This window comes from Halorussus litoreus, from assembly GCF_003382685.1.
In the GTDB taxonomy this organism is placed as follows: domain Archaea; phylum Halobacteriota; class Halobacteria; order Halobacteriales; family Haladaptataceae; genus Halorussus; species Halorussus litoreus.
In genome coordinates this window covers 38,002-62,876 of sequence record NZ_QLVG01000017.1, presented here as the reverse complement: position 1 = coordinate 62,876, position 24,875 = coordinate 38,002, and the positions used below count along the sequence as shown (strand labels likewise).

22 protein-coding genes are annotated in these 24,875 nt (G+C 67.6%); 10 read left to right on the top strand and 12 right to left on the bottom strand.

Features of this window, described 5'->3' with window-relative positions; translation table 11 throughout:
• Positions 1 to 41: 41 nt before the first annotated feature.
• The 5 genes from DPQ64_RS10785 (at position 42) to DPQ64_RS10765 (ending at position 6,156) form a co-directional block, all read left to right on the top strand.
• The gene (locus DPQ64_RS10785) at positions 42 to 1,220 is read left to right on the top strand and encodes a thiolase domain-containing protein (protein WP_115864353.1); all 1,179 of its coding nucleotides are present in this window, start codon (positions 42 to 44) and stop codon (positions 1,218 to 1,220) included.
• Entirely contained in the window at positions 1,217 to 2,713 is a 1,497-nt protein-coding gene (locus tag DPQ64_RS10780) for an OB-fold domain-containing protein (RefSeq protein ID WP_115864352.1), read from the top strand. The genes DPQ64_RS10785 and DPQ64_RS10780 overlap by 4 nt, the downstream gene beginning before the upstream one ends.
• Positions 2,714 to 3,232: 519 nt before the next feature.
• Positions 3,233 to 4,120, top strand: coding sequence for a 3-hydroxyacyl-CoA dehydrogenase family protein (locus DPQ64_RS10775; protein WP_115864392.1), 888 nt, complete (start codon positions 3,233 to 3,235; stop codon positions 4,118 to 4,120).
• The gene (locus DPQ64_RS10770) at positions 4,117 to 4,977 is read left to right on the top strand and encodes an enoyl-CoA hydratase/isomerase family protein (protein WP_115864351.1); all 861 of its coding nucleotides are present in this window, start codon (positions 4,117 to 4,119) and stop codon (positions 4,975 to 4,977) included. The genes DPQ64_RS10775 and DPQ64_RS10770 overlap by 4 nt, the downstream gene beginning before the upstream one ends.
• Before the next feature lie 84 nt (positions 4,978 to 5,061).
• On the top strand, positions 5,062 to 6,156 hold the full coding sequence (locus DPQ64_RS10765) for a S1C family serine protease (RefSeq protein ID WP_115864350.1): 1,095 nt from the start codon (positions 5,062 to 5,064) through the stop codon (positions 6,154 to 6,156).
• Between the two features lie 49 nt (positions 6,157 to 6,205).
• Here the strand turns inward: DPQ64_RS10765 and DPQ64_RS10760 are convergent, their stop codons facing one another.
• Complete coding sequence (locus tag DPQ64_RS10760) at positions 6,206 to 6,949, bottom strand: SDR family oxidoreductase (RefSeq protein WP_115864349.1); 744 nt, start codon at positions 6,947 to 6,949, stop codon at positions 6,206 to 6,208.
• A 121-nt stretch (positions 6,950 to 7,070) separates the two neighbouring features.
• Between DPQ64_RS10760 and DPQ64_RS10755 the strand changes: the two genes are divergently transcribed.
• Positions 7,071 to 7,667, top strand: coding sequence for a DUF2391 domain-containing protein (locus DPQ64_RS10755; RefSeq protein ID WP_232820558.1), 597 nt, complete (start codon positions 7,071 to 7,073; stop codon positions 7,665 to 7,667).
• Positions 7,668 to 8,052: 385 nt separating this feature from the next.
• On the opposite strand, the gene DPQ64_RS10750 is transcribed toward DPQ64_RS10755, so the two are convergent.
• From DPQ64_RS10750 to DPQ64_RS10725, 6 genes are all read right to left on the bottom strand, one after another.
• Positions 8,053 to 8,478, bottom strand: coding sequence for an RNA-binding protein (locus DPQ64_RS10750; protein WP_115864348.1), 426 nt, complete (start codon positions 8,476 to 8,478; stop codon positions 8,053 to 8,055).
• Between the two features lie 744 nt (positions 8,479 to 9,222).
• Entirely contained in the window at positions 9,223 to 10,290 is a 1,068-nt protein-coding gene (locus tag DPQ64_RS10745) for a methionine synthase (RefSeq protein WP_115864347.1), read from the bottom strand.
• Positions 10,287 to 11,297: a 5-methyltetrahydropteroyltriglutamate--homocysteine methyltransferase gene (locus DPQ64_RS10740; protein ID WP_115864346.1), complete on the bottom strand. Its 1,011-nt coding sequence runs from the start codon at positions 11,295 to 11,297 to the stop codon at positions 10,287 to 10,289. The genes DPQ64_RS10745 and DPQ64_RS10740 overlap by 4 nt, the downstream gene beginning before the upstream one ends.
• Positions 11,298 to 11,423: 126 nt before the next feature.
• Positions 11,424 to 12,005, bottom strand: coding sequence for a HemK2/MTQ2 family protein methyltransferase (locus DPQ64_RS10735; RefSeq protein ID WP_115864345.1), 582 nt, complete (start codon positions 12,003 to 12,005; stop codon positions 11,424 to 11,426).
• Positions 12,002 to 13,204, bottom strand: a complete 1,203-nt coding sequence (locus DPQ64_RS10730; RefSeq protein ID WP_115864344.1) for a mechanosensitive ion channel family protein — start codon at positions 13,202 to 13,204, stop codon at positions 12,002 to 12,004. The genes DPQ64_RS10735 and DPQ64_RS10730 overlap by 4 nt, the downstream gene beginning before the upstream one ends.
• Positions 13,201 to 14,154: a 16S ribosomal RNA methyltransferase A gene (locus DPQ64_RS10725; RefSeq protein WP_115864343.1), complete on the bottom strand. Its 954-nt coding sequence runs from the start codon at positions 14,152 to 14,154 to the stop codon at positions 13,201 to 13,203. Before DPQ64_RS10725 ends, DPQ64_RS10730 begins: the two co-directional genes overlap by 4 nt.
• A gap of 334 nt (positions 14,155 to 14,488) precedes the next feature.
• Between DPQ64_RS10725 and DPQ64_RS10720 the strand changes: the two genes are divergently transcribed.
• Positions 14,489 to 14,683, top strand: coding sequence for a zf-TFIIB domain-containing protein (locus tag DPQ64_RS10720; protein WP_115864342.1), 195 nt, complete (start codon positions 14,489 to 14,491; stop codon positions 14,681 to 14,683).
• Positions 14,684 to 14,783: 100 nt separating this feature from the next.
• On the opposite strand, the gene DPQ64_RS10715 is transcribed toward DPQ64_RS10720, so the two are convergent.
• The 4 genes from DPQ64_RS10715 to DPQ64_RS10700 form a co-directional block, all read right to left on the bottom strand.
• Complete coding sequence (locus DPQ64_RS10715; protein ID WP_115864341.1) at positions 14,784 to 15,911, bottom strand: DUF63 family protein; 1,128 nt, start codon at positions 15,909 to 15,911, stop codon at positions 14,784 to 14,786.
• Between the two features lie 181 nt (positions 15,912 to 16,092).
• Positions 16,093 to 16,557 carry an Lrp/AsnC family transcriptional regulator gene (locus DPQ64_RS10710; protein WP_115864340.1) on the bottom strand — a complete coding sequence of 155 codons (465 nt, stop codon included), beginning with the start codon at positions 16,555 to 16,557 and terminating at the stop codon, positions 16,093 to 16,095.
• Between the two features lie 93 nt (positions 16,558 to 16,650).
• Complete coding sequence (locus DPQ64_RS10705; RefSeq protein WP_115864339.1) at positions 16,651 to 17,454, bottom strand: inositol monophosphatase family protein; 804 nt, start codon at positions 17,452 to 17,454, stop codon at positions 16,651 to 16,653.
• Positions 17,455 to 17,890: 436 nt separating this feature from the next.
• Positions 17,891 to 19,615 (bottom strand): glutamate--tRNA ligase, encoded by a 1,725-nt coding sequence (locus DPQ64_RS10700; RefSeq protein WP_115864338.1) that lies wholly within the window; start codon positions 19,613 to 19,615, stop codon positions 17,891 to 17,893.
• Between the two features lie 145 nt (positions 19,616 to 19,760).
• Between DPQ64_RS10700 and DPQ64_RS10695 the strand changes: the two genes are divergently transcribed.
• The 3 genes from DPQ64_RS10695 to DPQ64_RS10685 all read left to right on the top strand — a co-directional run bounded on the left by DPQ64_RS10695 (position 19,761) and on the right by DPQ64_RS10685 (position 24,224).
• Positions 19,761 to 21,833, top strand: coding sequence for a bacterio-opsin activator domain-containing protein (locus DPQ64_RS10695; protein ID WP_115864337.1), 2,073 nt, complete (start codon positions 19,761 to 19,763; stop codon positions 21,831 to 21,833).
• A 148-nt stretch (positions 21,834 to 21,981) separates the two neighbouring features.
• Positions 21,982 to 22,383 (top strand): DUF7344 domain-containing protein, encoded by a 402-nt coding sequence (locus DPQ64_RS10690; RefSeq protein ID WP_198662095.1) that lies wholly within the window; start codon positions 21,982 to 21,984, stop codon positions 22,381 to 22,383.
• 275 nt (positions 22,384 to 22,658) lie between these two features.
• Positions 22,659 to 24,224, top strand: a complete 1,566-nt coding sequence (locus DPQ64_RS10685; RefSeq protein WP_115864336.1) for an MBL fold metallo-hydrolase — start codon at positions 22,659 to 22,661, stop codon at positions 24,222 to 24,224.
• A 451-nt stretch (positions 24,225 to 24,675) separates the two neighbouring features.
• Here the strand turns inward: DPQ64_RS10685 and DPQ64_RS19240 are convergent, their stop codons facing one another.
• Entirely contained in the window at positions 24,676 to 24,837 is a 162-nt protein-coding gene (locus tag DPQ64_RS19240; protein ID WP_198662094.1) for a hypothetical protein, read from the bottom strand.
• Between the last annotated feature and the right edge of the window lie 38 nt (positions 24,838 to 24,875).

Below are 24,875 nucleotides of genomic sequence, written 5' to 3'. Positions count from 1 at the left end.
GACGCGGCAATTATTTCCCGGCAGGCGAGCAACCGTCGTCCATGCGCGACGCTTACCTCGTGGGCGCGGCCCAGACCGACTTCGGGTCGTTCCCCGACGAGAGCTACCGGTCGCTGTTCCGCACCGCGTTCGAGCGGGCCCGCGAGTCCGTGCCCGCGGGCCTCGACCCCGACGACGTCGAGGAGGCGGTCGTCGGCACCCTCGGCGTCGGCGGTCGCCAGTTGGGCCTGTCCGGCCCCGCCGCCACCGAGCACGTCGGCCTCCACGGCATCCCCACGACTCGGGTCGAGAACGCCTGCGCAGCGTCGGGGTACGCCGTCCGGCAGGCCGTGCAGGCCGTCCGCTCCGGGATGGCCGACGTGGTGCTGGCGGGCGGCGTCGAGATCATGACCGACATGTCCGGCGACGCGACGAAGTACTGGCTCGGCGTCTCCGGCGAGACCGAGTGGGAGCGACTGTCCGGCACCACGTTCGCGGGCGTGTACGCCCAGATGGCCGACGCACACATGGCCGAGTACGGTACCACGAGCGAGCAGCTCTCGCACGTCGCGGTGAAGAACCACCGGAACGGCGCGAACAATCCCCACGCCCAGTTGGGGTTCGAGTGCTCGCTGGACGACGCCGAGTCGGCACAGACCGTCGCCGACCCGCTCACGCTCTACCACTGCTGTCCGACCAGCGACGGGGCCGCGGTCGCCGTCGTCGCGAGCGAGGACGTGGTCGGCGAGTACACCGACGACCCCATTCGCATCGCGGGGGTCGGCGCGGCCAGCGACGCGGTGGGACTGTTCCAGCGCGACAGCTACACCGGCATCGAGGCCTCCCAGCGCGCGGCCGAAACGGCCTACCAGCGAGCCGGAGTCGCACCCGACGATCTCGACTTCGCGGAGGTCCACGACTGTTTCTCCATCGCGGAGATCCTGGCCTACGAGGATCTGGGCTTCTGCGAACCCGGAGAGGGTGGCGAACTCGCGGAATCGGGCCACACGGCGCTCGACGGCGACCTGCCGGTCAACACCTCCGGCGGCCTCAAGTCGAAGGGCCACCCAATCGGCGCGACCGGTGCCGGACAGGTCGTCGAGGCGTTCAAACAGCTTTCAGGCGATGCGGGCGACCGACAGGTCGAGGGCGCGACCCGGGGGCTGACCCACAACGTCGGCGGGAGCGGGGGTGCGGCCGTGGTTCATGTTCTCGAAAGGGAACAGGAGGTGGATGCATGAGCGCAGAAAAACCAAAAATCGAGGCCGTCGGCGCGTACGCGCCGCGATTCCGCGTCTCCGCCGAAGAGTTCGAGCGTGCGTGGGGTCGATTCCACGCCGCCGGGGTGAACGCCAAGGCGGTGCCGGACGCCGACGAGGACGCGCTGACGATGGGGTACGAGGCCGCCGTGCGCGCACTCGACGCGGCCGGGCGCGCAGGCGCGGACGTGTCGTTTCTGGCGTTCGCCTCGACGACCCCGCCGCTCGCCGAGGAGGACCTGACCGCCCGTCTCGGCGGCATGTTGGCCGTCCCGGCGGACGCGACTCGCCACGTCTTCACCGGGAGCACGCGCGCCGGAACGCGAGCCATCGACGCCGCGCTCGCAGCCGGACCGTGGGCGGATGGGTCGGACGGCGGCGACGACGAGGTCGACCGAGTCGGCCTCGTCGTCGCTGCCGACTGCCCGCGAGGCGACCCCGACAGCTCCGAGGACCACGCCGCCGGAGCGGGCGCGGCAGCGTTCGTCCTCTCGGGGTCGGGCGCAGCCGAGGTCGCGGCCCGGGCCGAGTACGCCGAGGCGTTCCCCGGCACGCGCTTCCGCCGGACTGGAGAGGAGACGGTCGAGGGACTGGGCGCGACTGGTTACGAGCGACAGGCGTTCACGGAGACGCTGGCCGGCGCGGTCGAGCAGTTGGACGCAGACGTTTCCGAGGTCGACGCAGCCGCGGTGCAGGCCCCGGACGGCAAACTCCACTACCGCGCGGCGGGTGCGCTCGGCGTCGACGCCGAGACCATCCAGCGCTGTGCGACGGTCCACGAGTTGGGCGACACTGGTGCGGCCAGCGTTCCGTTGAGTCTGGCGAAGGCGTTAGAACAGGACGACGAACGAATCCTCGCAGCGTCGTTCGGCAGCGGCGGGGGCGCGGACGCCTTCGTCGTGGAGAACGAGCGCGAGCGCGGCGGCGACGCCGTCGCCGCCGCGCTCGCGCTCGGTGGCGAAGACGCCGAGCGGGTCGGCTACGCCGAGTACCTCCGCAAGCGCGGGGAACTCACCTCGGGACCGCCCGAGGGCGGCGGCGCGTACGTCAGCGTCCCGTCGTGGAAGCGCACCCTCGACCAGCGCCACCGGCTGCTCGCCGGGAGATGTCCCGAATGCGGCGACCTCAACTTCCCGCCGGAGGGCGCGTGCAACGCCTGCAAGTCGCTGGTCGAGTCGTACGAGGAGGTGCAGCTACCGGGGACCGGGACCGTGGAGGCCGCCACGGTCATCTCACAGGGCGGCGCGCCCCCGGAGTTCGCCGAACAGCAGGCTCAATCCGGGGATTTTGCGGTCGTGGTTGTGGCGCTAGATGGTCCTGATGGTGAGTCTGCAAGCGTCCCCGCGCAGGTCGTCTCGGCGGACCCCCAGTCGGTCGAAATCGGCGACCGCGTGGCGGCGACGATGCGGCGCATCTACACGCAGGAGGGCGTGACGCGGTACGGGTTCAAGGTTCGACCGCAGGGGACGGAGTGACGGAGGGTGACTTCGGAGCTGCTGTGCCGTGTTTCGCTGTCGCGGTGATTCCTGTATTTAATTCGCAGCTTGCTTCAGGAGTTCGACTGCTGTTCACTGAAGTTTGTTCAGGGTAGCTACTGATCGAGCCTAGAAGTAGGTCAAAGCTAGCTACTGCCGAGGCATCGGAGACACCGCACCGCGACCGCACAGCGACCGCGGGCCTCGAACCTCCCCAACCTCCTGCGGTCCTCAGCCTCCGCTTCGCTCCGGCTTGCGGTCCTCGTCCCTCGCACGCTTTGCGCGGCGCACGAGAGCGCCGTGGGAGCACAGCTCCCACGAGCCTCGGCTCGCGGCACTCGCCGAGACGCCGCGCAGCGCGCGCCGGGCCGGAAGGTCAGATGAGCGCGCACCGGGTTCGGAATCGAAAGAAGCGCACGGAGGTACGATTGGTAAGCGCCCGAGCCGAATTCGTTCCGCTTCCGCGAGAGATAAACGCTTAACCGCGCGCCCGACGCCGTTCTACCTGTTATGAACGACTTGCGAGTCGCAGTGCTCGGAGCCGGAACGATGGGCCACGGCATCGCGCAGGTGTCGGCGATGGCCGGCCACGAGGTCACTATCCGCGACATCGACGGGGAGATCGTCGCGGACGGCATCGACGCCATCGAGGGGAACCTACAGGGCGGCGTCGACCGCGACAAGGTCACTGCCGAGGAGATGGCAGCCGCGCTCGACCGCATCTCGGGCACGACCGACTTCGCCGAGGCGGTCGCCGACGCCGACCTCGTGGTCGAGGCGGTGCCCGAGGACGTGGCCCTCAAGAAGCAGACGTTCGAGGACGTGGCGGCGGCCGCTCCGAGCGAGGCCGTCATCGCGTCGAACACCTCGTCGCTGCCCGTGACCGAGATCGTCTCGGCGCTCGACGACCCCGGCCGGGGCATCGGCCTGCACTTCTTCAATCCGGTCCACATCATGGAACTCGTGGAGGTCGTAGTGGCCGAACAGACCAGCGAGGAGACCGTGGCCTTCGCCACCGACTTCGTGGCGGACGTGGGCAAGACCGCCATCGAGATCCGGGACACCGCGGGGTTTGCGTCCTCGCGGCTCGGCGTCGCGCTCGGCGTCGAGGCGATGCGGATGGTCGAGACGGGGGTCGCCAGCCCGCGGGACGTCGACCGGTCGATGGAACTCGGCTACAACCACCCGATGGGTCCCATCGAACTCGGCGACGTGGTCGGGCTCGACGTGCGCCTCGACATCCTCGAACACCTCCGCGAGGAACTCGGCGAGCGCTTCCGACCACCCCAGATCCTCCGCCGGAAAGTTCGGGCCGGGAAGCTCGGCAAGAAGACCGGGGAGGGGTTCTACGTCTGGGAGGACGGCGAGATCGTGGGTACGAGCGGCAACTGGGGTGACGAGCGATGACGGGCGACGACGAGGAAGTCTCGGTCGGAAACGACGGGCGGTCCGTCGGAAGCCCCGAGGCGGTCGCGGCCGAGTGCGAGACGGTCGACGTCGGGATCGGCGACCGCGTCGAGGGCGTCGTCACCGTCACGCTGTCGCGACCCGACGCCAGGAACGCGCTGAACGCCCAGCTTCGGGCCGAACTCAAGGACGTGCTCGACGCGATAGAGGCCAGCGACGCCCGCGTGGTCGTGCTCACCGGCTCGGCGGAGTCGGGCGCGTTCGTCGCGGGCGCGGACGTGACCGAACTCCGCGAGCGCGGCCCGTTCGAGCAGCGCGAGGCGAGCGAGCGCCCCCGGGTGTACGAGTACGTCGACGACCTCCGCCAGCCGGTCATCGCGGCCATCAACGGTCACGCGCTCGGCGGCGGGTGCGAGCTCGCGCAGGCCTGCGACACGCGCATCGCCCGCGAGGGCGCGAAGCTCGGCCAGCCCGAGATCAATCTCGGAATCGTGCCTGGCGGCGGCGGCACCCAGCGCCTCCCCCGACTCGTCGGCGAGGGGCAGGCGATGAAGATGATCCTCTCGGGGGAACTCGTCGACGCGACCGAAGCCTGTGACATCGGCCTCGTGGACGAGGTCCACCCGGACGAGGAGTTCGAGGATCGCGTCTACGACCTCGCCGAATCCATGGCCGAGAAGAGCCCGCTCGCGCTGGAGTACGCCAAGAAGGCCGTGAAGGCGTCCAGCCGGATGGACCTCGACGCGGGCATCGAGTACGAGGCCGAGCTGTTCGCCCAACTGTTCGCCGCCGAGGACAAGAACGAGGGTATCGACGCGTTCCTCGAAGATCGCGAACCCGAGTGGCAGGGGAAGTGACCGACTCGGAGCGGGCGGGGAGATAGGCGATTCGATCAACAGCGCAGGTAAAGGTTCTTGGGCGGTCGGTCCTACTCCGGAAACATGACCGATTCGACGCCGAGCAGGCGGCGCTTCCTCCAACTCGGCGGGACCGCCCTCGCGGCTGGCCTCGCAGGCTGTGGCGCGCAGGTGCCGACCGACGAGGGACCGGACGAGGCCGGACTCGCGGCCGAGAGCACCGGTTCCGAGGGCCAAGCGTCCGGCTCCGAGAGCGTCTACACGCAGGTGTACCGCGAGACCATCGACTCCGTCGTGTTGGTCCGGACCGACGGCGGGCAGGGAACGGGTTTTGTGTTCGACGACGGCCACGTAGTCACGAACGCCCACGTCGTCGGCGAGGCGACCGCGACCGACGTGCGGTTCAGCGAGGGCCAGTGGAGTTCGGGCGAGGTTGTCGGCTCGGACCCCCACAGCGACCTCGCGGCAGTCGCGGTAGAGGAGGTCCCGTCGTCGGCCACGCCCCTGCCGTTCGTCGAGTCCGACCCCGTGGTGGGACAGGAGGTCGTCGCCATCGGCAACCCCTACGACCTCGACGGGTCGGCCACGACCGGAATCGTCTCGGGGGTCGACCGCTCGATTCCGGCGCTCACCGGCTACCGCATCCCGGACGCCATCCAGACCGACGCCGCGGTCAATCCCGGCAACAGCGGCGGTCCCCTGATGACGCTCGACGGGCGGGTCGCCGCCGTCATTAATTCGGGCGGCGGCGACAACATCGGGTTCGGTATCTCGGCCGCGCTCACCCAGCGCGTCGTGCCCGACCTCATCGAGGACGGCGAGTTCCGCCACGCCTTCGTCGGCGTCGCCTTCGCCAACGTCACGCTCGCACTCGCGGACGCAAACGACATGACCGAGGCGCGCGGCCTGCTGGTGACGAGCGTCGCGTCCGACGGCCCCGCCGCGGACGTACTCAGGCCGAGCGAGACGGAGTTGGTCGACGGCACGCGAATGCCCGTGGGCGGCGACGTGCTGCTGGCCATCGACGGCACGCGGCTGCCGACGACCGAGGACCTCGGGAGCTACCTCGCGCTCCAGACCCGGCCGGGCGACGTGGTCGAGTTCGACATCCTCCGCGATGGCTCTCGCCAGACGGTCGAAGTCGAACTCGGCGTGCGACCCGACGACCTCGGTCTGTGAGGCCCGGCCTGTAACTCCAGTCTGTGAGTCGCCGATTCTCGGTATCAGTTCACCGCATCAGTTCGCCGCCGTTGACGTTCAGCGTCTCGCCGGTGACGAACCCAGCGTCGCGGAGGTACGCGACCGCTTCCGCGATGTCGGCGGGCTGGCCGTACCGGCTGACCGGAATGTCGGCCAACTCCTCGCGCTTCTCCGCCTCGGACCTGTCGGCGGTCATGTCCGTCTCGACGTGACCCGGCGCGACCGCGTTGACCCTGATATCGGGCGCGAAGTCGCCCGCGTGGCTCTTGGTCAGCCCGAGCAGTCCCGCCTTCGAGGCCGCGTAGTGGCACTCGACGGGCGCACCGGTGTACGCGAGGATAGAGGAGACGTTCGTGACCGAGGGCGTCGGCGCGTCACCCCCCTCGGATTCTTCGAGGTGGGAGAGGGCTGCCTTGGTCACGTTGAACGCGCCGTTGACGTTGGTGTCCATCACCCGGTCGAAGTCCGCGGGCGAGAGGTCCTCGGTGTACACGTGCTGGTCGATCCCAGCGTTGTTCACCACGTGGGCGAGGCTCCCGAACGACTCGACCGCGGCGTCGACGAGGTCGGCCGCGTCGTCGGGGTCGCCAACGTCCGCGCGGACCGCGAGCGCCTCGGCGTCGGTCTCGCGCTCGATGGCGTCGGCGACCGCGCGCGCCCGCTGTGCGCTCTCGACGTAGTTGACCGCGACGTCGTAGCCGTCGCGCGCGAACCGCTCGGCGATTGCCCGGCCGATACCCCGCGACGATCCGGTGACGATTGCTCCCGGCATACTTCGAGTACCACACCCGGCGGCCTTGGGGTTTGCGACCTCGGCGATTGGGGCCGTATCGATTAGGACGTCGGTGTTCGCGACCTTGCAATTTTTGTCCGGTGGGCGTGAGTCGCCACGCATGAGCGAGCGCGGACGCGGGTCGAGGGCCGAGCGGTCGGGCGGCTCCTCGAACCCCGACCACGAGATGGACGACCTGCTCGACGAACTCGAAGAACTCGAGGAGACCGTCGACGACCCCGAGGAGCGCGAGCAGGTCCGCGAGACCATCCGGGTGGCGCGCCGGGTCCAGACCCCCGGCGCGTTCGGGCGGGTCATCCGGGGATTCGACCGCCACGACGCCGCGGAGGCGCTGGTGGGCAGCGTGGTGTTTGGCGTGCCGATGCTCGTGGAGGGCGGCACCCTCGAAATCGGGGAGTTCCTCGCCGCGCATCCGCTGGCGTTCGTCGCGACGATTCTCGGCGCGGTCGGAATCGTCATCGGCGTGCTGTACGTCGCCGAGATCCAGCAGGTCGAGATCCACGAGCCGCTGTTCGGCGTGATCCCCCGCAGGCTCGCGGGCGTACTGACCATCTCGTTCGCGACCGCCGGGGTCCTGATGACGGTCTGGGGCCGCGTCGACTGGGCCGACCCGTGGCTGGCGCTCTGCCAGATATCGGTGACGTTCGCGGCGATGTCGCTCGGAGCCGCTCTCGGGGACATCCTTCCAGGGTCGTGAGGGGCCAGCGGCAACGATTTCGAGACGCCCCAGAACTCTACTCGGGGCAATCGTGTAGGAAATAATATTTTAGAGCACAAAGTATATGCGTGTAGTGCGGGTAATGATAGCTGTTGTCACGGAACGTCCGGTGAGAGCTATGATAGAATGTCCACATTGCGGTTCAGATCTGGATCGACGAACGAGTTCTCAGGTGCAGCGCAACGGCGACCCGCTCGGCGGCAAGTCCACCGGCTCGGAGATGGTCGCGTGTCCGGACTGCGACGAGGTAATCGACGGCTTCACCGCCCACTGACCGGCCCAAGTCCTCCAGAACCGATCCGGCTTCGGAATTGACCTGTCTCGTTTTCGTCGGCGACGAAGCAGTTTCAGAGCCGTGCGACGCTCAGAGTCCCGACAGCGCCTCGCGGGCGTTCTCGACCGCCTTCGGCTTCTTCGAGGGGTAGGCCTCGACCTTCGCGCGGAAGGTGATGCCGTCGCCGAGCGCGACTTCGCCGCGGGTGGCCGCCTGCTTGTCGAACCGGAGGAACAGCGAGCAGTTGTCGTCGACGCGCTCGTCGAGTTCGTCTACCAACCGGTCGACGTCCGGGAGTTCGGCCACCTGCGAGAGCACGTGGCGCATCTCGTCGGCGTTCTCGACTCGGGCGGACAGCACCAAAATGCGATTGCCGAAGTGGCCCTCGCTCTCGGCGCGCTCGATCTCGAACTCCTCGGGGAGGAACGTGCGGAGCGCGTCCTCGACGCGCTTGTCGTCCTCGGTCGCGTAGCAGAACGCCCGCAGGTCGATGTAATGGAACGGAACCTCGGCCATTTGCCGGGAGTACGGGCCGGGAACGGAAAACCCGTTTCGTTCGGACCGGGCGAGTAATTACGAATCGAGACGAACAGCGGGATTCTCGGACTGGCGGGTTTTCCGATCTTTCGACAGTGACTGACCATCCCCGTATCGCTGTCTCGTCGTTCTCCCTCTGCGCGCGGGTCGTCCTTCAGCGGGCGCGCGATGATTTACCCTTCTGCCCGGCGCGCGTTTGGGCGCGGCGCGTTCGCGCGCCGCGCCCTAGCGCGCGAGGGAGCCGACCGCTTTCATGCGGTCGGCGAGGCTGGGGAGGGCTGAGAGGCTCTCGCGGTCGCGGTGCAGTTGCTGTGCGGTATCTCCGAGGCTCAAGCAGTAGGTCGCGTTTAGATAAGCCAGTCGAACTTCGAGAAATCCTCGAAAGCCCTCGGGCGGTTCGGCTCCCGCGACTCGCTGCGCACTCCGCTCCCTGCGGTCGCTGCAGTGCTTGTGTCGTCGGGGTTCGCCGAACCGCCCTCGCCCTTTCAGTCCGCCAGGATTGTGGATCGATTCACTGCTCGAAACGGGGAGTTAGTTGCACTTATTTGAACTCTACCGGAACTTCACGCAAAGATTCAAATACGAGAGCGGGACGAAACCGGCCCGTGACGTGAGCAGGGCCGGAACGCGTCCGCGGTTGTGCGGCGCGCAGCGTTTCGGTTGCGAGTTAGCGCGCCGCCTGTCAGCCCTTCCGACGAGCGCCAGTACTGGGATTTCGTCCGGTCAGTCGTCGGCGGTCGCGGCCGACCGGTCGACCTCGATCTCGCCTGCGTCCAGTTCCTGCTCGACCTCGCGGGCGGCGCGCACGAGGTTCGCCATCTTCTCGTAGGCCACCTCGCGCGGGAGGAGCTTCACGCCGCAGTCCGGGCTGACCGTCAACTGCTCGGGCGGCACGACTTCGAGGCCCTTCCGAATGTTCGTCTTGATTTGCTCGACCGACTCCACGTCGGCGTCGTGGGCGTCGACCACGCCGAGCGCGAGGTCCGCGGTGAACTCCGGCTCCGTGAACACGTCGAGCTGGTCGTAGTCGCCGTTCGCGAGTTCGAGGTCGAACTCGTCGACCGGGAATTCCAGGATCTCCGGGTAGATGCGCGAGTAGTCGCCGTAGCAGACGTGGAGCCCGATGCGAACGTCCTCGGGAATCCCGTCCGCGATGCGCTCCAGACAGTCGCCCACGATAGCGTGGTCGTCGGGTGTGGTCGCCAGCGCGGGCTCGTCGATCTGGACGTAGCGCGCGCCGGCCTCGACCAGCTTCTCGACCTCGGTGTTGACCAGATCCGCGAGGTCGTGGGACAGCGACTCGGTGTCGTCGTACGCCTCGTTGAAGCTCCAGTTCGCCAGCGTGTACGGCCCCGTGATGGGTACCTTGACCGGTCGGTCCGTCACACTCGCGGTGAACTCGTACTCGTCGACCAGCCACGTCTCGTCGTATTCGACGTCCGAGACGACCGACGGCTTGTCGAAGGTGTTGTGACCCCACACCTTCACTGGCCCGTTGAACTCGTAGCCGTCGATGCGGTGGGCGAAGTACTCGACCATCTCGTTGCGTCGCATCTCGCCGTCGACCACCACGTCGAGGCCGGCTCGCTCGTGCTCCCCGGTGATGAGCCGCGCGGCGTCGTCCTTGGCCTCCTGCCACGCCGCGTCGTCGAAATCTGCCTCGTCGTCCTCGTACAGATCCCGAGCCCGGTCGACCCACTTCGGCTTCGGATACGAGCCGACTACCGTCGTCAGCAGGAAGTGGTCGTTCGGGTGTCCTTCGGGTCGGAACTGCTCGCGATTCCGACTCACGCTTTCACCTCCGCGATCTCGGTGGCCTCACCCAGCGCGGCGAGCTTCTGCTCGAACGTCGAGTACGGTAGGTAGAACAGCTCGGTGTTCGTCGTCAGGTAGATCGACTCGAAGTCGGCCGCGGGCGTGTTCTCCTCCAGCCAGTCGGCGCGCTCGGCGATCTGCCCGGCGTCCTCGACCAGCGTGTTCTGCCCGTCGACGACCCCGGCCGCGATGGACTCCTTGGTGCCGTACTCGTTGATGTTGTAGAGGTTGTCCTCGTGGTTCGCCACGAAGTCGTACCCCAGCGCATCGAAGTCGGCGTCGAGCAGGTGAGCGTGGACCTTCTCGTCCAGCGCGCCCCAGTAGGTGTGGACGACGACGTCAGTCTCCGCGACAGCAGCGCTCGCAACGGTGTCGATGGCTTCGCTGGCGCGCTCGTCCTCGCCGTCCGCGGGCGGGTTCTCCACTAGCGAGGGTTCGAGGACGAACAGCGTCTCGACCTCGGGGAACGCCTCGACTTCGCCCGCGAGGAACTCCGCGATGGCGTCGAGGAACGCGTCGTCGTCGCCGTAGTACTCGTCGGTGGCGAGGTCCGCGAGCGAGTACGGCCCGGGGACGACCGCCTGAAGCTCGTCGGCGTCGTCCACCAGTTCGCTCGCGGCGTCGAGTTCGGTCGCCACGTCGCCGTCGAACGCGAGGTCGCCGGTCACGACGGGCTCACGGTAGAAGTTGTTGTTGTCGTAGTACCGGACGATGCCCCGCGTCTCGACCGAATCGTGGACCGCCAGCGGGTGGGCCAGCATGTCGTCCCAACGGAGCTGGCCCTCCACGACGCGGTCGAGACCCGCGTTCTGCTGGCGGTCGAGTACCTCGGCACGAGCCTCCTCGTACACGGCCGTGGTCTCCTCGCCCTCGTCGCCGTCGACGAGGTCGTGCTTCTGATGGCCTTTCAGGTCGGCGAGGTCCCCCTTCGCCCAGTCCGGGAGCGGGTAGACCCCCGGCGTCGTCGCGATGCGCTCGGTCATGTGTCACGACCTACGGAATGCTGAGGCTTAATATTTTCTTCTTAGGAAATTACTCGCATTCATGGCGGTGTGGTGTCACACCCCACGAAATCGAGTGATGGAACCCCGAGATGTAGCGACAGGCCGCTAGCGGACGAGTTTCAGCACGGTCAGCGTCTCGAACGGGAACGACTCGTCGCGGAGCGCGACCGCCGAGAATCCCCGAGCGGCCGCGCGCTCGACTACTTCGTCGACATCCGCGAGGCTGCTGACCAGCAGGTAGACGACCCCCTCGGGCGTCAGCACCCGACCGACCGCGTCGAGGAACGGCTCCACGACCGCGAGTCCGTCCTCGCCGCCCGAGAGCGCGACCTCCATCCAGTCGTCGCGCTCGACTTCGGGGTCGGTCGGCAGATAGGGCGGGTTGAACAGCACCGCGTCGAAGACCCCATCGCGGAACGGCGTGACGAGGTCGGCCCTGACGGCTTCGACGCCGCGCTCGCGGGCCTGCGCGCAGGCGTGGGGGTTCACGTCCGACCCAAGCACGCGCGCGCCGGTCTCCTCGGCGACGCGGTCGGCGACGTAGCCCGACCCGGTGCCGACCTCCAGCGCGAGTTCGACGGAGTCCCGTTTCATGTCCGCTATCGCGGCGTCGGCGAGCAGGCCGGAGTCCTCCGCGGGCTGGTACACCGCCGTTTCGGCGTCCCGGCGGTCTGCGAGATCGGTCACTCTTCGACGACCTCCTCGCTAATCCCGTCGCTACCACCTTCGCCAACCCCCTCGCTCTTCGAGCGCGGCCCGTCACCCGTCGGCGCGGGCGCGGCCGACTCCTCGGTGAGGTGGAAACCGCCCGACTCCTCGCGGCCGGTGAGTTCGCGCTGCGGGAAGGGGATCTTGATGCCTTCGCTGTCGAATGCGGCCTTGACCGATCCGATGACCGCGGTGCGGGCCCGCCACTGTCGACGGGCGCTCGGCTTGTCGATCCACACCCGGAGGCCCAGCGTCACCGCGGAGTCGCCGAACTCCTTGAGCACGACCTTCGGGGTCGGCACCTTCATGATCTCGTCGAGGTCCTTGGTCGCGGCCTTGGCGACCTCGGCGGCGCGCTCGACGTCCGACTCGTAGTCGACGCCCACCTCTATTTCGAGGCGGAGACGCCCCTTCCGGCTCTTGTTGACGATCTTGCGCCCGCTCACGATGTCGTTGGGGATCATCACGTACTCGCCGTCGAACGTCTGGATGCGGGTGTTGACGATGGAGATGTCGGTCACGATTCCCTCCTCGTCGTCGATCTGCACCCAGTCGCCGATCTCGAACGGCCGGGAGAACATCAACACGAACCCCGCGAGCAGCGACCCGAGCGTCTGGCGGGCGGCCATCCCGACCACGATGCCGAGGAACCCCGCGCCGACGAGCAGGCCGCTGAGGTCGACGTCCCACATCCCGAGGATGACCGCGACGGCCGCGACGTACACCGTCAGCTGGCAGACCCGGTAGACGATCTCGCTCTGGTGTTCCGTGATGGTGTCGTGGTCGTCGGCGAACCTGTCGATGGCGCGCTTGACGACCCCGTTCGCGACGTACGCGATTCCGAGGACGCTCAGCGCGAGCGCGACCGTGACCCCCTTGCTAATCGGGCCGCTGAACTCAGCCAGCACCTGCGACACGTCGTCACCGACGCCCCAGAGGACGAGAAGCGCGAGCACCCCGGCCGTCAGAACGAGGCCGACCGTAGCGGTGTACGCCACGTCCGCGACGTTGTCGTGGAACCGCTCGCGAAGGCGAAGTCGCACTCGGCGAGCGACGACGACGCTTCCCGCCCCGAGGAGGACGACGAACGCCGTCACGGCGAGCCGTAGGTCGGTCTCGGTGAACCCCGCGAGCCGGTCCACGATGGAGGCGAGCACGGCGAGGATCTCGCCGATCACCGATTCACACCTCCGCCGTACTCTGCCGCCGCGCTCGCCAGCGCCGCGAACGTCTCGGGGGCGACGTTGCCAGCGCGTTTGCCTAGCACGTCCGGGTCGAGGGGCGTCTCTCCCGCCGCGATGGCGTCGACCGCGGCGTCGGCGTCCGCCAGCCCGGAGATGTGGGCGGTGTTCCGGATGGCGTTCCGAATGGTCTTGCGCCGCTGGGTGAACACGGCTTTCACGAACCCGAGGAAGAACTCCTCGTCGTCGACCTCGTAGTCGGGGTCGCGCGGGACGGTCCGGACCACCGCGCTCTCGACCGCGGGCGGCGGCGAGAACGCCTCCTTCGGCACCGGTTCGACCACCTCCACGTCGGCGTAGTGCTGGGCGCTCACCGAGAGCCGGCCGTAGTCGTCGGTCCCCGGCTCGGCGGCCATCCGCTCGGCGAACTCCCGTTGGAACATGAGCACGGTCGGGCGCTTCCGGGGGAGCAGCCGGAACGCGATCTCGCTTGAGACGCCGTACGGCAGGTTCGAGATGGAGGCCGTAAAGTCGGGGAGGTCGACGTCGAGCGCGTCACCCTCGACGACGGTCAGGCGGTCCGCGGCGATCTCGTCGGCGAACTCCTCGCGGAGGAACGCCGCGAGGTCCGGGTCGCGCTCGATCGCGGTCACGTGGTCGCCGACCGCGAGCAGGCGGTCGGTCAGCGCGCCGGTTCCGGGCCCGATTTCGAGGACGTGCGAGAGGTCGGCGTCGTCTCGCGGCGCTGCCGCTCGACTATCCGAGGCCCGTTGGGCCTCGCTTTTCGCGTACCCCGGCAGCCTGTCGAGCACCCGGTCGTCCACGAGGAAGTGCTGGTCCCTGTCGGGGTTCCCGCGGACGCCAGCCCGTCGGAGCAGCGCGTCGGGGTCCCTCTTCGGCGCGTGGGAGTCCCTGTCGGCATCCCCGGAACGGCGCGAGTCGGTCATCTTGACTCGGGGTAGCCACCGGAGGTGCCTAAAGCCACCGAGTCGGTTTGCGGTGTCCGAACATCGCTCCCTCGCCCGTCAGTGTTGTTCAGAGACTGCTGCTCATCCTCTCAGGTTCGACTGGTGAACCAGTCGGCCACCCCTGGCATCTGTGCGAGCGGATGCGAGCACAGGCCCGGCGGACGCTGGTTGTCCGCCGGCGGACTGAACGGGCGAGGCGGGGTCGCGTTCATTTCAGTCTTCTCTCCGTCGACCGAGCGAGGTTTTATGCCGAACCCCGACCTACTTGCTACCGTATGTCACGGTCTATTAGGCAGTACTGTGGGGTGTGTGCGTGACTTCCGAGTACGACCTCGGCTGTGCGAACTGCGGCGGGTCGCTCGCGCGGCGCGAAGTTCCGCCGGAGGCGCTGGCGTTCCCGGTGAGTGAATCGGTCGAGGTCGCGGAGTGCCCGAACTGCGGCGGTCGGTACGTGCCGGAAGCTACGCTGGAGCGAGTCGGTGGGGACGGATTCGGCCGGCAGACGTGAACTTCGGCTGTCGGCTGTGAATTTCGGTCGGGGGCGGTGCACTTCGGCCGGCGGATACCCCTGAACGCCGCAGAAAAAGCCTGAACTTCGGCGGTCGATTCTACACGCCGAACGTCGCCCGGAGCATGTCCCGTGTACCGGGGCCGAGACCGACCGCGACGATGGCGACGAGCAACAGGATGGCGTAGCGCGGGCTCTCGTCGAAGATCTGCTCGTCGAACACCCAGATGACGAACGTCGCGGCCGCGACCTTCACGACGAGGAACGGCCACGCGGTGCCGAGGAAGTGCTGTATCGTCTCGGGGAACAGCTCGCCGACTTCGATGAGCGCGGCGTTGACCGGATGCTTGGGAACGAGGTCCTGCGGGAGACCGAGCTCCTTCGCCCAGTCGATGCCGACGACGTTCGCGACGCCGTCGACCGAGTGGGCCCAGAGCACGACGATCCCCATCCGGCGAGTCCCCGCGTTGATCTCGGGGGCGTAGCGGCCGATACCGATCCAGGCGAGCCACGTCACGAGGGTAGCTCCGCCGAGGACGACCGCGGTGATCTGGGGGTAGAACTCGACGTACTCGGTGGTGGCCGCGAGGAACCCGAGGTAGCCGACCGAAATCGCGAGTAGAGCGGAACCGACGCCCGCGACGGCGTACTGGTAGTCGGGCATGAACTCGCGATCGGCGAGTCCGACGCTCCCCACCAGCGCGACGAGGGTGATCCCGAACATCGTGAAGTAGATGACCGGGCTGATGATGAGGGTGTTCCACGGGAACGAGATGGCGGCCTCCGCGGCCGAGAGCCCGTCGAACGCGTCCTCGACCACGCGGAGCGCCCCGCCGAGCAGCATGTACGGGAACAGCGCGTAGAACAGGGTCCGGTCGCGCCCGATGTCGAGTCGCTTGAGCAGGAAGACGACCCCGATGAGCGCGAGCAGCATCGTGAGCGCGTAGCCGACCTCCGAGACCAGCGTGTACCCGGGATAGGCGACCGGTTCGGCCGCCGCGGCGCAGGCCCCGCTGTCGTAGAGGTACGAGACGGAGCCGCCGTCGTACGCGGCACACACCGCGCTCTTGGCGTCGGCCTCCACCGGCCCCCAGAAGTAGTGCCAGATGAAGCCGTAGTACACTCGCTCGGGGAACGCGAGTGCGCCGCCCACGAGCGCGGCGAGGAGGGCCGTAACCGTGCCGCCCCACAGGCGTTCCGTGTCGATGTCCTCCGTTGCGGTGCTCATGTTTGCCAAGGGGAAAGCTGACGGTTTTACGGTTCCGGTCTCGCGACGGTCGCGTCGCGGTTGGTTGGCGCGTCCCGGTGGGGTAGCACACCGGTACTGGCGTTCGAGACAGCAAGCGCTCCGCGTGACTGACGGCCGTCGTCACGGAAGTCGGTACCCGAAGGTCGTCGCGCGAGACAGGTCACTTCTCGGTCGCGTCGATGGGCAGCTCCTCGCTCTCGTACGGCGTGCCGAGAACGACCATGGTCTGCGAGCGGGCGAAGCCCTCCATCTGGGCGATGTTCTCGAACATGAGCTCGCGGAGTCGGTCGGCGTCCTCGGCGTACACGCGCATCAGCACGTCCCACGAGCCGGTCGTGAGGTGGACCTGCTGGACGCCCGGGATGCTCTCGAGTCGGTCGAGGGTGTCCTGCTCCTGGCCCTGCTCGACCTGTAGACCCACGACGGCCGAGATGCCGTAGTCGAGCGCTTTGGGGTCGACCTTCGCGTGATAGCCTTCGATGACGCCAGCTTCCTCCATCCGGTTCACGCGGTCGTGGACCGTCGCGCTCGACATGTCGATGCGGCGCGCGATCTCGCTGAACGGCGTTCTCGCGTCCTGCTGCAGCGCTTCGAGGATCGCTCGGTCGGTATCATCGAGTTCCATGCCTTACACCAGATTCTTTCATACTATATATCCTTACAATTCCACTCGACGGAACGGAGTTATTCTGTTCTCCTCTCGGCAACGTATCATTTTTCAGTCGACGTTCTCCAGCGCCGCCAGCAGTTCGTCGTGGGCCTCGCCGTTCGAGGCCACGAGGCTCTCGCTGTCGTGACGCCAGCGGTCGCCGTGGCGGTCGGTCACGGTTCCGCCGGCCTGCCGGACCATGTGGACGCCAGCCACGGTGTCCCACGGGTTCGGGTCGACGTTCGTCATCGTCCCCTCCAGCGAGCCCGCCGCGACCATGCCGAGCGTGACCTGCGCGGACCCGAACCGCCGGATGTCGGCGAATCGCTCGACCAGCTCCGTGCAGATCGCGCCGTACTCGTCGCGCCGGTCGAACCCCCACCAGATGGTGGGCGTGACCGCGAATCGCTCGGGGTCGGTGCGGTCACTGACCGACACCGGTTCGCCGTTTCGGTGAATGTGGTCGGCTCCGTCCTGTGCCGCGACGTAGGTGTCCCCGAGCGCGGGGCAGTGGTTGACTGCCGCGACGGGTTCGCCGTCCCGCACCGCGGCCACGCTGGTCGTCCAGACGGGGATCGATCGGACGTAGTTATTCGTCCCGTCGATAGGGTCGATCACCCACGCGTCGCCGCGGTCGGGAACCTCCTTGAGTTCGTCCTCCTCCTCCCCGACGATGGCGTCTTCGAGGTACTCCTCGCGGACGACCTCGATGACTCGCCGCTGGGCCGCCCGGTCGGCCTCGGTCACGACGTCGGTCTTCTCGGACTTGGTCTCGACTTCGATCCCCTGCCGGAAGTTCCGAGCCGCGACCTCACCGCCCGCCCGCGCGGCGCGCTCGGCCACCGCGAGCCGATCTTCGACTTCGCCTGTCATGTTCACGTGGTCGGTCGTCCCGGAGAAACCCTTGTCGGTTCGTCGTTTCTCGGCTTCGGGGAGTAATTGAGGGGAGGACTCCGATTTTCGGATTCAGCCCAGTGAGCACCGTGGGAGGTCGAGTTCTGGGTTCGTGGGTACGAGGGCCGAGGTTCCGAGGCGTGTTCGTTTCCGAAAGCCCCCGCCCGCTCGCGGTCGCTCAGCGACATATCCTCGGCTCACTGCGTTCCCCTCGGATAGGGGCCGCTGAGACGACTACAGTGAACGCGAGCGGGCGGCCCCTTTCAGTCCCACCCGGTGGCTGGTGTCACCAAGTGAAATCTCGGTGAAAGTGGCACCGAGCGCGTTGTGGTGGATGGTCCACCGAGCGCGATCTGCACCACCAGCGAGGGAACACCGAAACGCGGAGGAAGCACCGGCCAACGAGAAACGCGGACTACTTGTGCGCGAAGTACACCACCGTCTCGTCGTCGGCCTCCTGACGGTCGACCCGCGCGAAGCCGACGCGCTCGAACTGCACCATCTCGTCCGGCTCGGCCTCGCGGAAGCCCGGTTCGGCGTAACCCACCACGTCACCCTCCTTCTTCCGCATCTGGGTCAGCGTGGCCGAGTCGGCGGGCACCCAGTGGATCACGTCCACGCCCTCCTCGCGGACCGCGGTGATGTCGTCGCCCGCGTAGTCGAGTTTGGTGCCGTCTCTGCGGAAGCAGCCGAAGCCCTTGAGCCAGATGCGCTCGCCGTCCTCGGGCACGTCGGCCTCCTCGATGCGGACGCGGCTGCCGGGGTCGATGTCCCGCGTCCCGCGCTCCTCGTGGTCGGGGTGGACCGGCGGATGGGCGGCGTCCGGCGCGTTACCCGTCACGGTGAAGTCCTCGTGGGGCTCGCGCACGAAGAAGTAGCGGTCGGCCCCGTCGTCGATCAGTTCGCGGTTGTTGGCGTACACCGAACTCATCGCGAGGTCGACGTTGCTCGTGGAGGTGCCGAGCTGGACCATCGCGTCGACGAGCGCTTCGCCGCGGATTCCTCGCCGGCGGACGCTCGGAATCGTCGGCGCGCGCGGGTCGTCCCAGCCGTCGAGTTCGCCCGCTTCGATGAGTTCCCGGATGGTCGAGGTCGACATCTTCACGTCGTACTCGTCGACCTGTACGTGGCCCCAGTGGACCACTTCGGGGTACTCCCAGTCGAAGTAGTCGTAGACGAACTGCTGGCGCTTGGCCGAGTCCTGGAGGTCGATGCCCCGGATGATGTGGGTGACGCCGGTGAGGTGGTCGTCGACGCCCGACTGGAAGTCGAGCATGGGCCAGCACCGGTACTGATCGGCCGCCTCACGCGGATGGGGCGTGTCGATGATGCGGAACGCGACCCAGTCCCGGAGCGCGGGGTTCTTGTGCTCGATGTCGGTCTTCACGCGCAGGACCTTCTCACCGGACTCGTACTCGCCGTCGACCATCGCTTCGAACTCCGAGAGCGTCGTCTCGGGGTCCTTGTCTCGGTGCGGGCACGGCTCGGCGTCGTTCTTCAGCTCCGAGAACGTCTCGCCCGAACACGAGCAGGTGTACGCCCCGCCCTTCTCGATGAGGTCGCGCGCGTGGTCGTAGTAGGTTTCGAGTCGGTCGCTGGCCTTGTACACCTCCGCAGGCTCGAACCCGAGGTACTCGACCTCGTCGAGGATCTCGTCGTAGGCCCACAGCAGCGGTCGCTTCGTCTCGGGGTCTGTGTCGTCGAACCGGACGATGAACTCGCCGTCGTACTCCTCGGCGTAGGTGCCGATGACCGCGGGCATCCGGGCGTGGCCGATGTGCCACGGGCCGTTGGGGTTCGGGGCGAGGCGCATCCGAACATCGTCGGTATCCTCGGCGTTCGGGAGGTCTGGCAGGACGGTGTCGTCTTCCTCGTCCTCGCTCTCCAACTCTTCGAGGCGGTCGGGCGCGAGTTCGGCGAGGCGGTCGCGGCGCTCGCTCTCGTCGAGCCCGTTCACCCGCGAGACCACGCCGCCGACCACGCCCGGGATCTCGTCGCCGTGCTCGCGAAAGTCGGGGTTCTCACCCATCAGTGGCCCCATGATCGCGCCCACGTCGGCGTCGCTGCCGTGCTTGACCGCGTTGACGAGGGCGTGCTTCTCGGCCTCCGTCTCGACCCGTTCACGGAGTTCGTCGTTCATTAGTGACCGATTGGAGCGTCCCGGGGAAAACTGGTCCGGATTCGAAGCGGCGGTCGGGCTGAACAGCTCCGCCGACTGACGGGGGAACGTCTCGTCCAAGTGACCGGGACGCTTACGTGCGTGGGCACGTACATCGTTGCAGAGCGTGACTTCGGAACAGAAGATCGGGTCGGGAGCCTCGGAAACGGACGGCTCGGCTGTGGAGCCGACCGCCCTCCGTGTCCTCTACGTCGACGGGGCCGACCCGCCACCGGCGCTGTCGGCGGCCGACGGCGTGTCGGTCTCGATGGTTCCCACGGCCGCGGCAGCGCGCGAACGCCTCGCGACTCCGGGACCCATCGACTGCGTCGTCAGCGAGTACGACCTGCCCGAGTCCGACGGAATCGCGCTGCTCGAAGCCGTCCGCGACGACCACCCGAACCTCCCGTTCGTGCTCTATACCGGCTCGGGGAACGAGGCCGTCGCAAGCGAGGCCGTCGGCAAGGGGGTCACCGACTACCTGCCGAAGGAATTCGGGGGAGAGCGGCTCCGCGAGCGGGTCGACCGCGCGGTCGCGGCGACCAGCGTCGAGGCCGAGTCGGGCGTCACCGGCGAGCGACTACGGGAGCTGACCACCGCCTTCCCGGACGTGGCGTTCCTGGTAGACGCGACCGGCCGGTATCTGGAGGTGCTGTCCGGCCCGGATGCCGGGGACCTCGAAACGGTCGAGCAGGAGCGACTCGTCGGCAAGCGGTTCCACGACGCGTTCCCCGACGAGAAGGCCGACCGGTTCCTCGACCACGTCCGGACGACCCTGGAGACCGGCGCGGTCGAGACGATAGAGTACCGGGTCGAGACCACCGACGGTGGGCGGTGGTACGAGGGCCGGACCGCGCCGCTGGGCGACAGCATCGGCGGCCGCGAGGCGGTGGTCTGGGTCGCCCGCGACGTCACCGAGCGCAGGCGCGACCGGCGCGAACTCGCCGAGAGCCGCGACGAACTCACCCGGCTGACCCGCATCAACGGGCTCATCTACACCATCGTCGGGTCGCTGGTGGGGTCGGCCAGCCGCGAGGAGATCGAACGCACCGTCTGCGAAGGGCTGGCGAACTCGGAGTTCTACCAGTTCGCGTGGATCGGCGGGTCGTGGGTCAGCGACGAGCGCACGAACCCCAGCGTGGTCGAGGGCGTCGACCGGGCGGCGGTCGAGCGGCTCGTCCAGGCCACGAGCACACGGTGCGGCACCGAGAACTCGTTCGCGCGGGTCGTCGCCGAGGACGAGTCGGTGGTCGTCCGTGACGTGGCCGACGACGACGAGATCCTCTCGGACCGCGAGCGCGACATCATGCTCGACATCGGGATGTGTTCGGCGGTGCTCGTCCCGCTATCCTACGGTACGACGAACTACGGGGTCCTCGGCATCAGCGGAGAGCATCCCGGAACGTTCAGCGAGCGGGAGCTGACCGCCCTGGAGACGCTCGGCGGACTCGTCTCGTTCGCCATCGACGCGGTCAAGAATCGGAATCTGCTCCTGTCGGACACCGCGGTCGAACTAGAGTTCCGGGTCGCCAGCGGTCGCTCGCGATTCGCCCGGCTCTCGGCCGAACTCGACGCGCGGTTCCAACTGGAAGGCGTAGTTCCCGTCTCCGACGACCGGCTGCTCGAGTACGTCACGGTCGAAGGGGCGTCTGCCGAGACGGTGGCAGACAGACTCGGCGACGGAGGCCATAGCGAAGCCGCGAAAGGGAACGCGGTCGAAGCCGAGGAAGCTATCGAAGGCGCAAACCACCGGATCGTGACCGAGGACGACGTGAGCCTGCTCGAGATCGAACTCGCCAGTTCGGCCGTCAACAAACTCCTCAAGGCCGGCGCGGTCGTCAAGTCCGCCGAGGCGACGGACGGCGTGGTGCGCTACGTCGCTGAGGCGTCGGCCGACGCGAACGTCCGGTCGATCGTCGACACCTTCCGGACGGCGTTCCCCGACTCGGAACTCGTCGGCAAGCAGGAGGTCGACCGGCCGGTCCACACCGCCACGGAGTTCCGTCGTACCCTCGACGCCGACCTGACCGACAAACAGCGGACCGCGTTACAGACCGCCTACTTCGGGGGCTACTACGAGTATCCCCGCACGAGCACCGGCGAGGAGGTCGCCGACTCGCTGGGGGTGTCCTCACCCACCCTCCACCAGCATCTCCGGGCGGCCCAGCGCAAGCTCGTCCGAACGTATCTCGACCAGTGAGTCGGCGGCGAGCGTGAGCAGATTCGACGCGCCCGACCCCTCAAACGCGTGATATTCGCCGTTTGACACGCTCTCGCGGAGGGCCTAACTATTGAGGCATGGGTTTGTTGTCCCCTGTGGTGGAACCTATGGGTGGAGGTCACCCGCGATGGACAACGATTCAGTACGGTCGAACGGCGAGGGCGACCACGCCCTCCGGAACGGTCGCGCAGTCAGGACGCCCTCGTTCGACTCGCTGTTCGACCTCCTCTCAGAGCGCCGCCGCCGCTACGCGCTGTACGTCCTCGTCGGCACCGACGACGGGCTCGCCGACGTGGAGACGCTGGCGGACGAGGTGGCGATGTGGGAAGCCCGTGCGAACGACGCGACGGTCACCGACTCCCTCCGCACGACGGTCGCCGAAGAACTCCGGAACGTCCACCTTCCGCGTCTGGCCGACGCCGATGTCGTGGAGTACGACGCCCGGAGCGACGTCGTCCGCTACTGGCACCAACCCACGCTAGAGGAGTATCTCGAACACACCCACTACAAGGAACGCCCGGACGAGTAATCCCGCCGAGGAGCCCCAGCGACCGCTCGGTCGGTCGGCACATCGAGGCCGAATCCCCCGCTGGCGCACGCGCTCTCCTGCTTTCGCATTCACCTCGCTTGCGCACTCACTATCCCGCCGGCACGCGCGCACCCAACTTGGGAGACGTGGTCGTGCTTATCCAACTACAGGAACGCCCTGTAGTCGACTACAGGGCCATCTAACGGCGCGTAAACGCCATCGAACGCCGCGTAGGTCGCGTATAGTAAAGGTCGAATGCGTGGACCCGAGTCCACATGGAGGTCACGTATCTCGAATCTGCGGCGGTCCTCGTCGAGACCGAGGAGACGAGCGTGCTCTGCGACCCGTGGCTGGTCGACGGGGCGTACTACGGCTCGTGGTGTCACTACCCCGAGCCCGACTTCGAGCCGGAGGATTTCGATCACGTCGATTACATCTACGTCTCGCACATCCACCCCGACCACTTCGACCCGGCCACGTTGAAGCGGCTGGACGACGACATCCCGGTGCTCGTCCACGACTACCGGTGGGACTACCTGACGGAGGCGGTCGAAGACCTGGGATTCGAAGCGGTCGAACTCCCCCACGGCGAGCGCACCCACCTCGGCGGCGACACGCACATCAATGTCCTCGCGGCCGACGGCTGCGACCCGGAACTCTGTGGCAACTTCTTCGGCTGCTCGTGGTACGACGAGCAGGCCGACGAGACCGGCTCCACGCAGGTCGACTCCATGGCGGTCATCGACGACGGCACCCACACCGTGGTCAACACCAACGACTGTCCGTACCCCATCGCCGAGTCGAGCTGTCGGAAGATCGCCGACGAGTACGGCGACGTCGACTTGCTCTGCCACCAGTACAGCGCGGCCCAGTTCTACCCGCAGGCGGTGACCAACTACGACCACGAGGAGAAACTGGCCGAGCGCGACCGGGTGATCCAGGAGAAACACGAACTCGCGCTCAACTTCCTCGACCTGTTCGAGCCCGACTACTACATGCCGTTCGCTGGCGAGTACGTCCTAGCCGGCGATCTGGCGCACCTCAACCAGTACACCGCGAACCCGCCGCGCGAGCGCGCGAAGGAGTTCTTCGAAAAGTACGCGCCCGACGACAGCGAGTGCGTGTTCCTCAACTCCGGGGAGCACGTCGACGTCGCGACCGGCGAGCGGTCGGCACCGTTCCAGCCGGTCGATCAGGACGAGAAGCGCGAGTACGTCGAGAACGTGCTGGCCGAGCGCGAGTTCACCTACGAGGCCGACCCGATGCCCACCCTCGGCGAACTCCAGTCGTACGTCCCGTACGCCTACGAGAATCTGGAGGGCAAGCGCGACCAGATCGGCTACAGCACCGACACCACCGTCCTGCTCGACCTCGTCGGCAGGGTCACCCTCGAACTGTCGATGGACGGGAGCGGCTACCGCTTCGTCGCGGACGCCGACACCGACCACTACGACGATTGGGTCAGACTGGAGGTCGACCCGCGCCTGCTCCGTCGGCTGTTCGAGGGCCCCCACGAGGCGTACTGGGCCGACGCGAAGATCGGCTCGCACGTCGGCATCAGCAAGGAGCCCGACATCTACGAGCGCGGGCTGTACAACTGCCTCGGCTCGTTCCACGCCCACGGGTACGACGTGGAGGAGACCGACTCGATCCGAATCGAGGCGGACGCGGAGGGCGAGCCAACGACCTGCGCGGACTGCGGAACGTCGCTCGACGACGCGGACCGGCACATTCGCGCGTCGCACGCCGATCCTGACGGTCGAACTGCCAAGGACGGCGGCGAGGTCGTCTTCTGCATCGACTGCGGGCTCGCGACGCTCAACGACGAGGTGGCGTTTTAGCAACAGGAGACGGTGGTTCGAAGTGCGCCCTGGCGTTCTACTCACGCGCTTACTCGTCCGTTCTCCATCGGCGCGTGCTGGCGCGGCCTCGTGCCGCGCCCTAACGCGCGAGGGACGAGTAGCGCAGGTCGGAGTGGAACGGAGACCGAGGCTTGCGAGATCCCTGCGGCGTCTCGCTGCTCTGCGAACTGCGTTCGCAGACAACGCAGGAGGCTGGGGGGGTCTGCGGCCCGTGCTGTCGCGGTGCGGTTGCGATGCTGTGCGGTCGCGGTCACGCCGAGGCTCAAGCAGAAGCTAGCTCGACTGCTCTCGAAACAGCAGAGAACCACACTGCGAAGTTGACCATCGCTTGAGCCTAGGAGAAACAGCACCACAACCGCAAAGCTCGCAACAGCACGGCACAACACAGCACCGCAACCGCTTCCACGTCTCACTCTCGACAAGATACGTTTCAGGGCCACTCCTCGCCGTCGCCGATTGGGTCCGCGACGACGCCGTCCTGTCGGCCGAGCACTCGCGCATGGGCCGCACAGACCTCGCGGTTCTCGTCCCACGGGATGTGCAACCGCACGGTCGCGGGGGCCGAACAGTCCTCCTCGGAGCACTCCGGCATCGATTCTCCCTACTCACTCACGCCTAATCGGTGTACCG

Excerpts from the sequence above, each read along its gene's own strand:
- DPQ64_RS10785 (WP_115864353.1), top strand. The coding sequence starts at position 42 with ATGCGCGACGCTTACCTCGTGGGCGCGGCCCAGACCGACTTCGGGTCG.
- DPQ64_RS10780 (WP_115864352.1), top strand. The coding sequence starts at position 1,217 with ATGAGCGCAGAAAAACCAAAAATCGAGGCCGTCGGCGCGTACGCGCCG.
- DPQ64_RS10770 (WP_115864351.1), top strand. The coding sequence starts at position 4,117 with ATGACGGGCGACGACGAGGAAGTCTCGGTCGGAAACGACGGGCGGTCC.
- DPQ64_RS10765 (WP_115864350.1), top strand. The coding sequence starts at position 5,062 with ATGACCGATTCGACGCCGAGCAGGCGGCGCTTCCTCCAACTCGGCGGG.
- DPQ64_RS10760 (WP_115864349.1), bottom strand. The coding sequence starts at position 6,949 with ATGCCGGGAGCAATCGTCACCGGATCGTCGCGGGGTATCGGCCGGGCA.
- DPQ64_RS10755 (WP_232820558.1), top strand. The coding sequence starts at position 7,071 with ATGAGCGAGCGCGGACGCGGGTCGAGGGCCGAGCGGTCGGGCGGCTCC.
- DPQ64_RS10750 (WP_115864348.1), bottom strand. The coding sequence starts at position 8,478 with ATGGCCGAGGTTCCGTTCCATTACATCGACCTGCGGGCGTTCTGCTAC.
- DPQ64_RS10740 (WP_115864346.1), bottom strand. The coding sequence starts at position 11,297 with ATGACCGAGCGCATCGCGACGACGCCGGGGGTCTACCCGCTCCCGGAC.
- DPQ64_RS10725 (WP_115864343.1), bottom strand. The coding sequence starts at position 14,154 with ATGACCGACTCGCGCCGTTCCGGGGATGCCGACAGGGACTCCCACGCG.
- DPQ64_RS10715 (WP_115864341.1), bottom strand. The coding sequence starts at position 15,911 with ATGAGCACCGCAACGGAGGACATCGACACGGAACGCCTGTGGGGCGGC.
- DPQ64_RS10710 (WP_115864340.1), bottom strand. The coding sequence starts at position 16,557 with ATGGAACTCGATGATACCGACCGAGCGATCCTCGAAGCGCTGCAGCAG.
- DPQ64_RS10705 (WP_115864339.1), bottom strand. The coding sequence starts at position 17,454 with ATGACAGGCGAAGTCGAAGATCGGCTCGCGGTGGCCGAGCGCGCCGCG.
- DPQ64_RS10700 (WP_115864338.1), bottom strand. The coding sequence starts at position 19,615 with ATGAACGACGAACTCCGTGAACGGGTCGAGACGGAGGCCGAGAAGCAC.
- DPQ64_RS10690 (WP_198662095.1), top strand. The coding sequence starts at position 21,982 with ATGGACAACGATTCAGTACGGTCGAACGGCGAGGGCGACCACGCCCTC.
- DPQ64_RS10685 (WP_115864336.1), top strand. The coding sequence starts at position 22,659 with ATGGAGGTCACGTATCTCGAATCTGCGGCGGTCCTCGTCGAGACCGAG.
- DPQ64_RS19240 (WP_198662094.1), bottom strand. The coding sequence starts at position 24,837 with ATGCCGGAGTGCTCCGAGGAGGACTGTTCGGCCCCCGCGACCGTGCGG.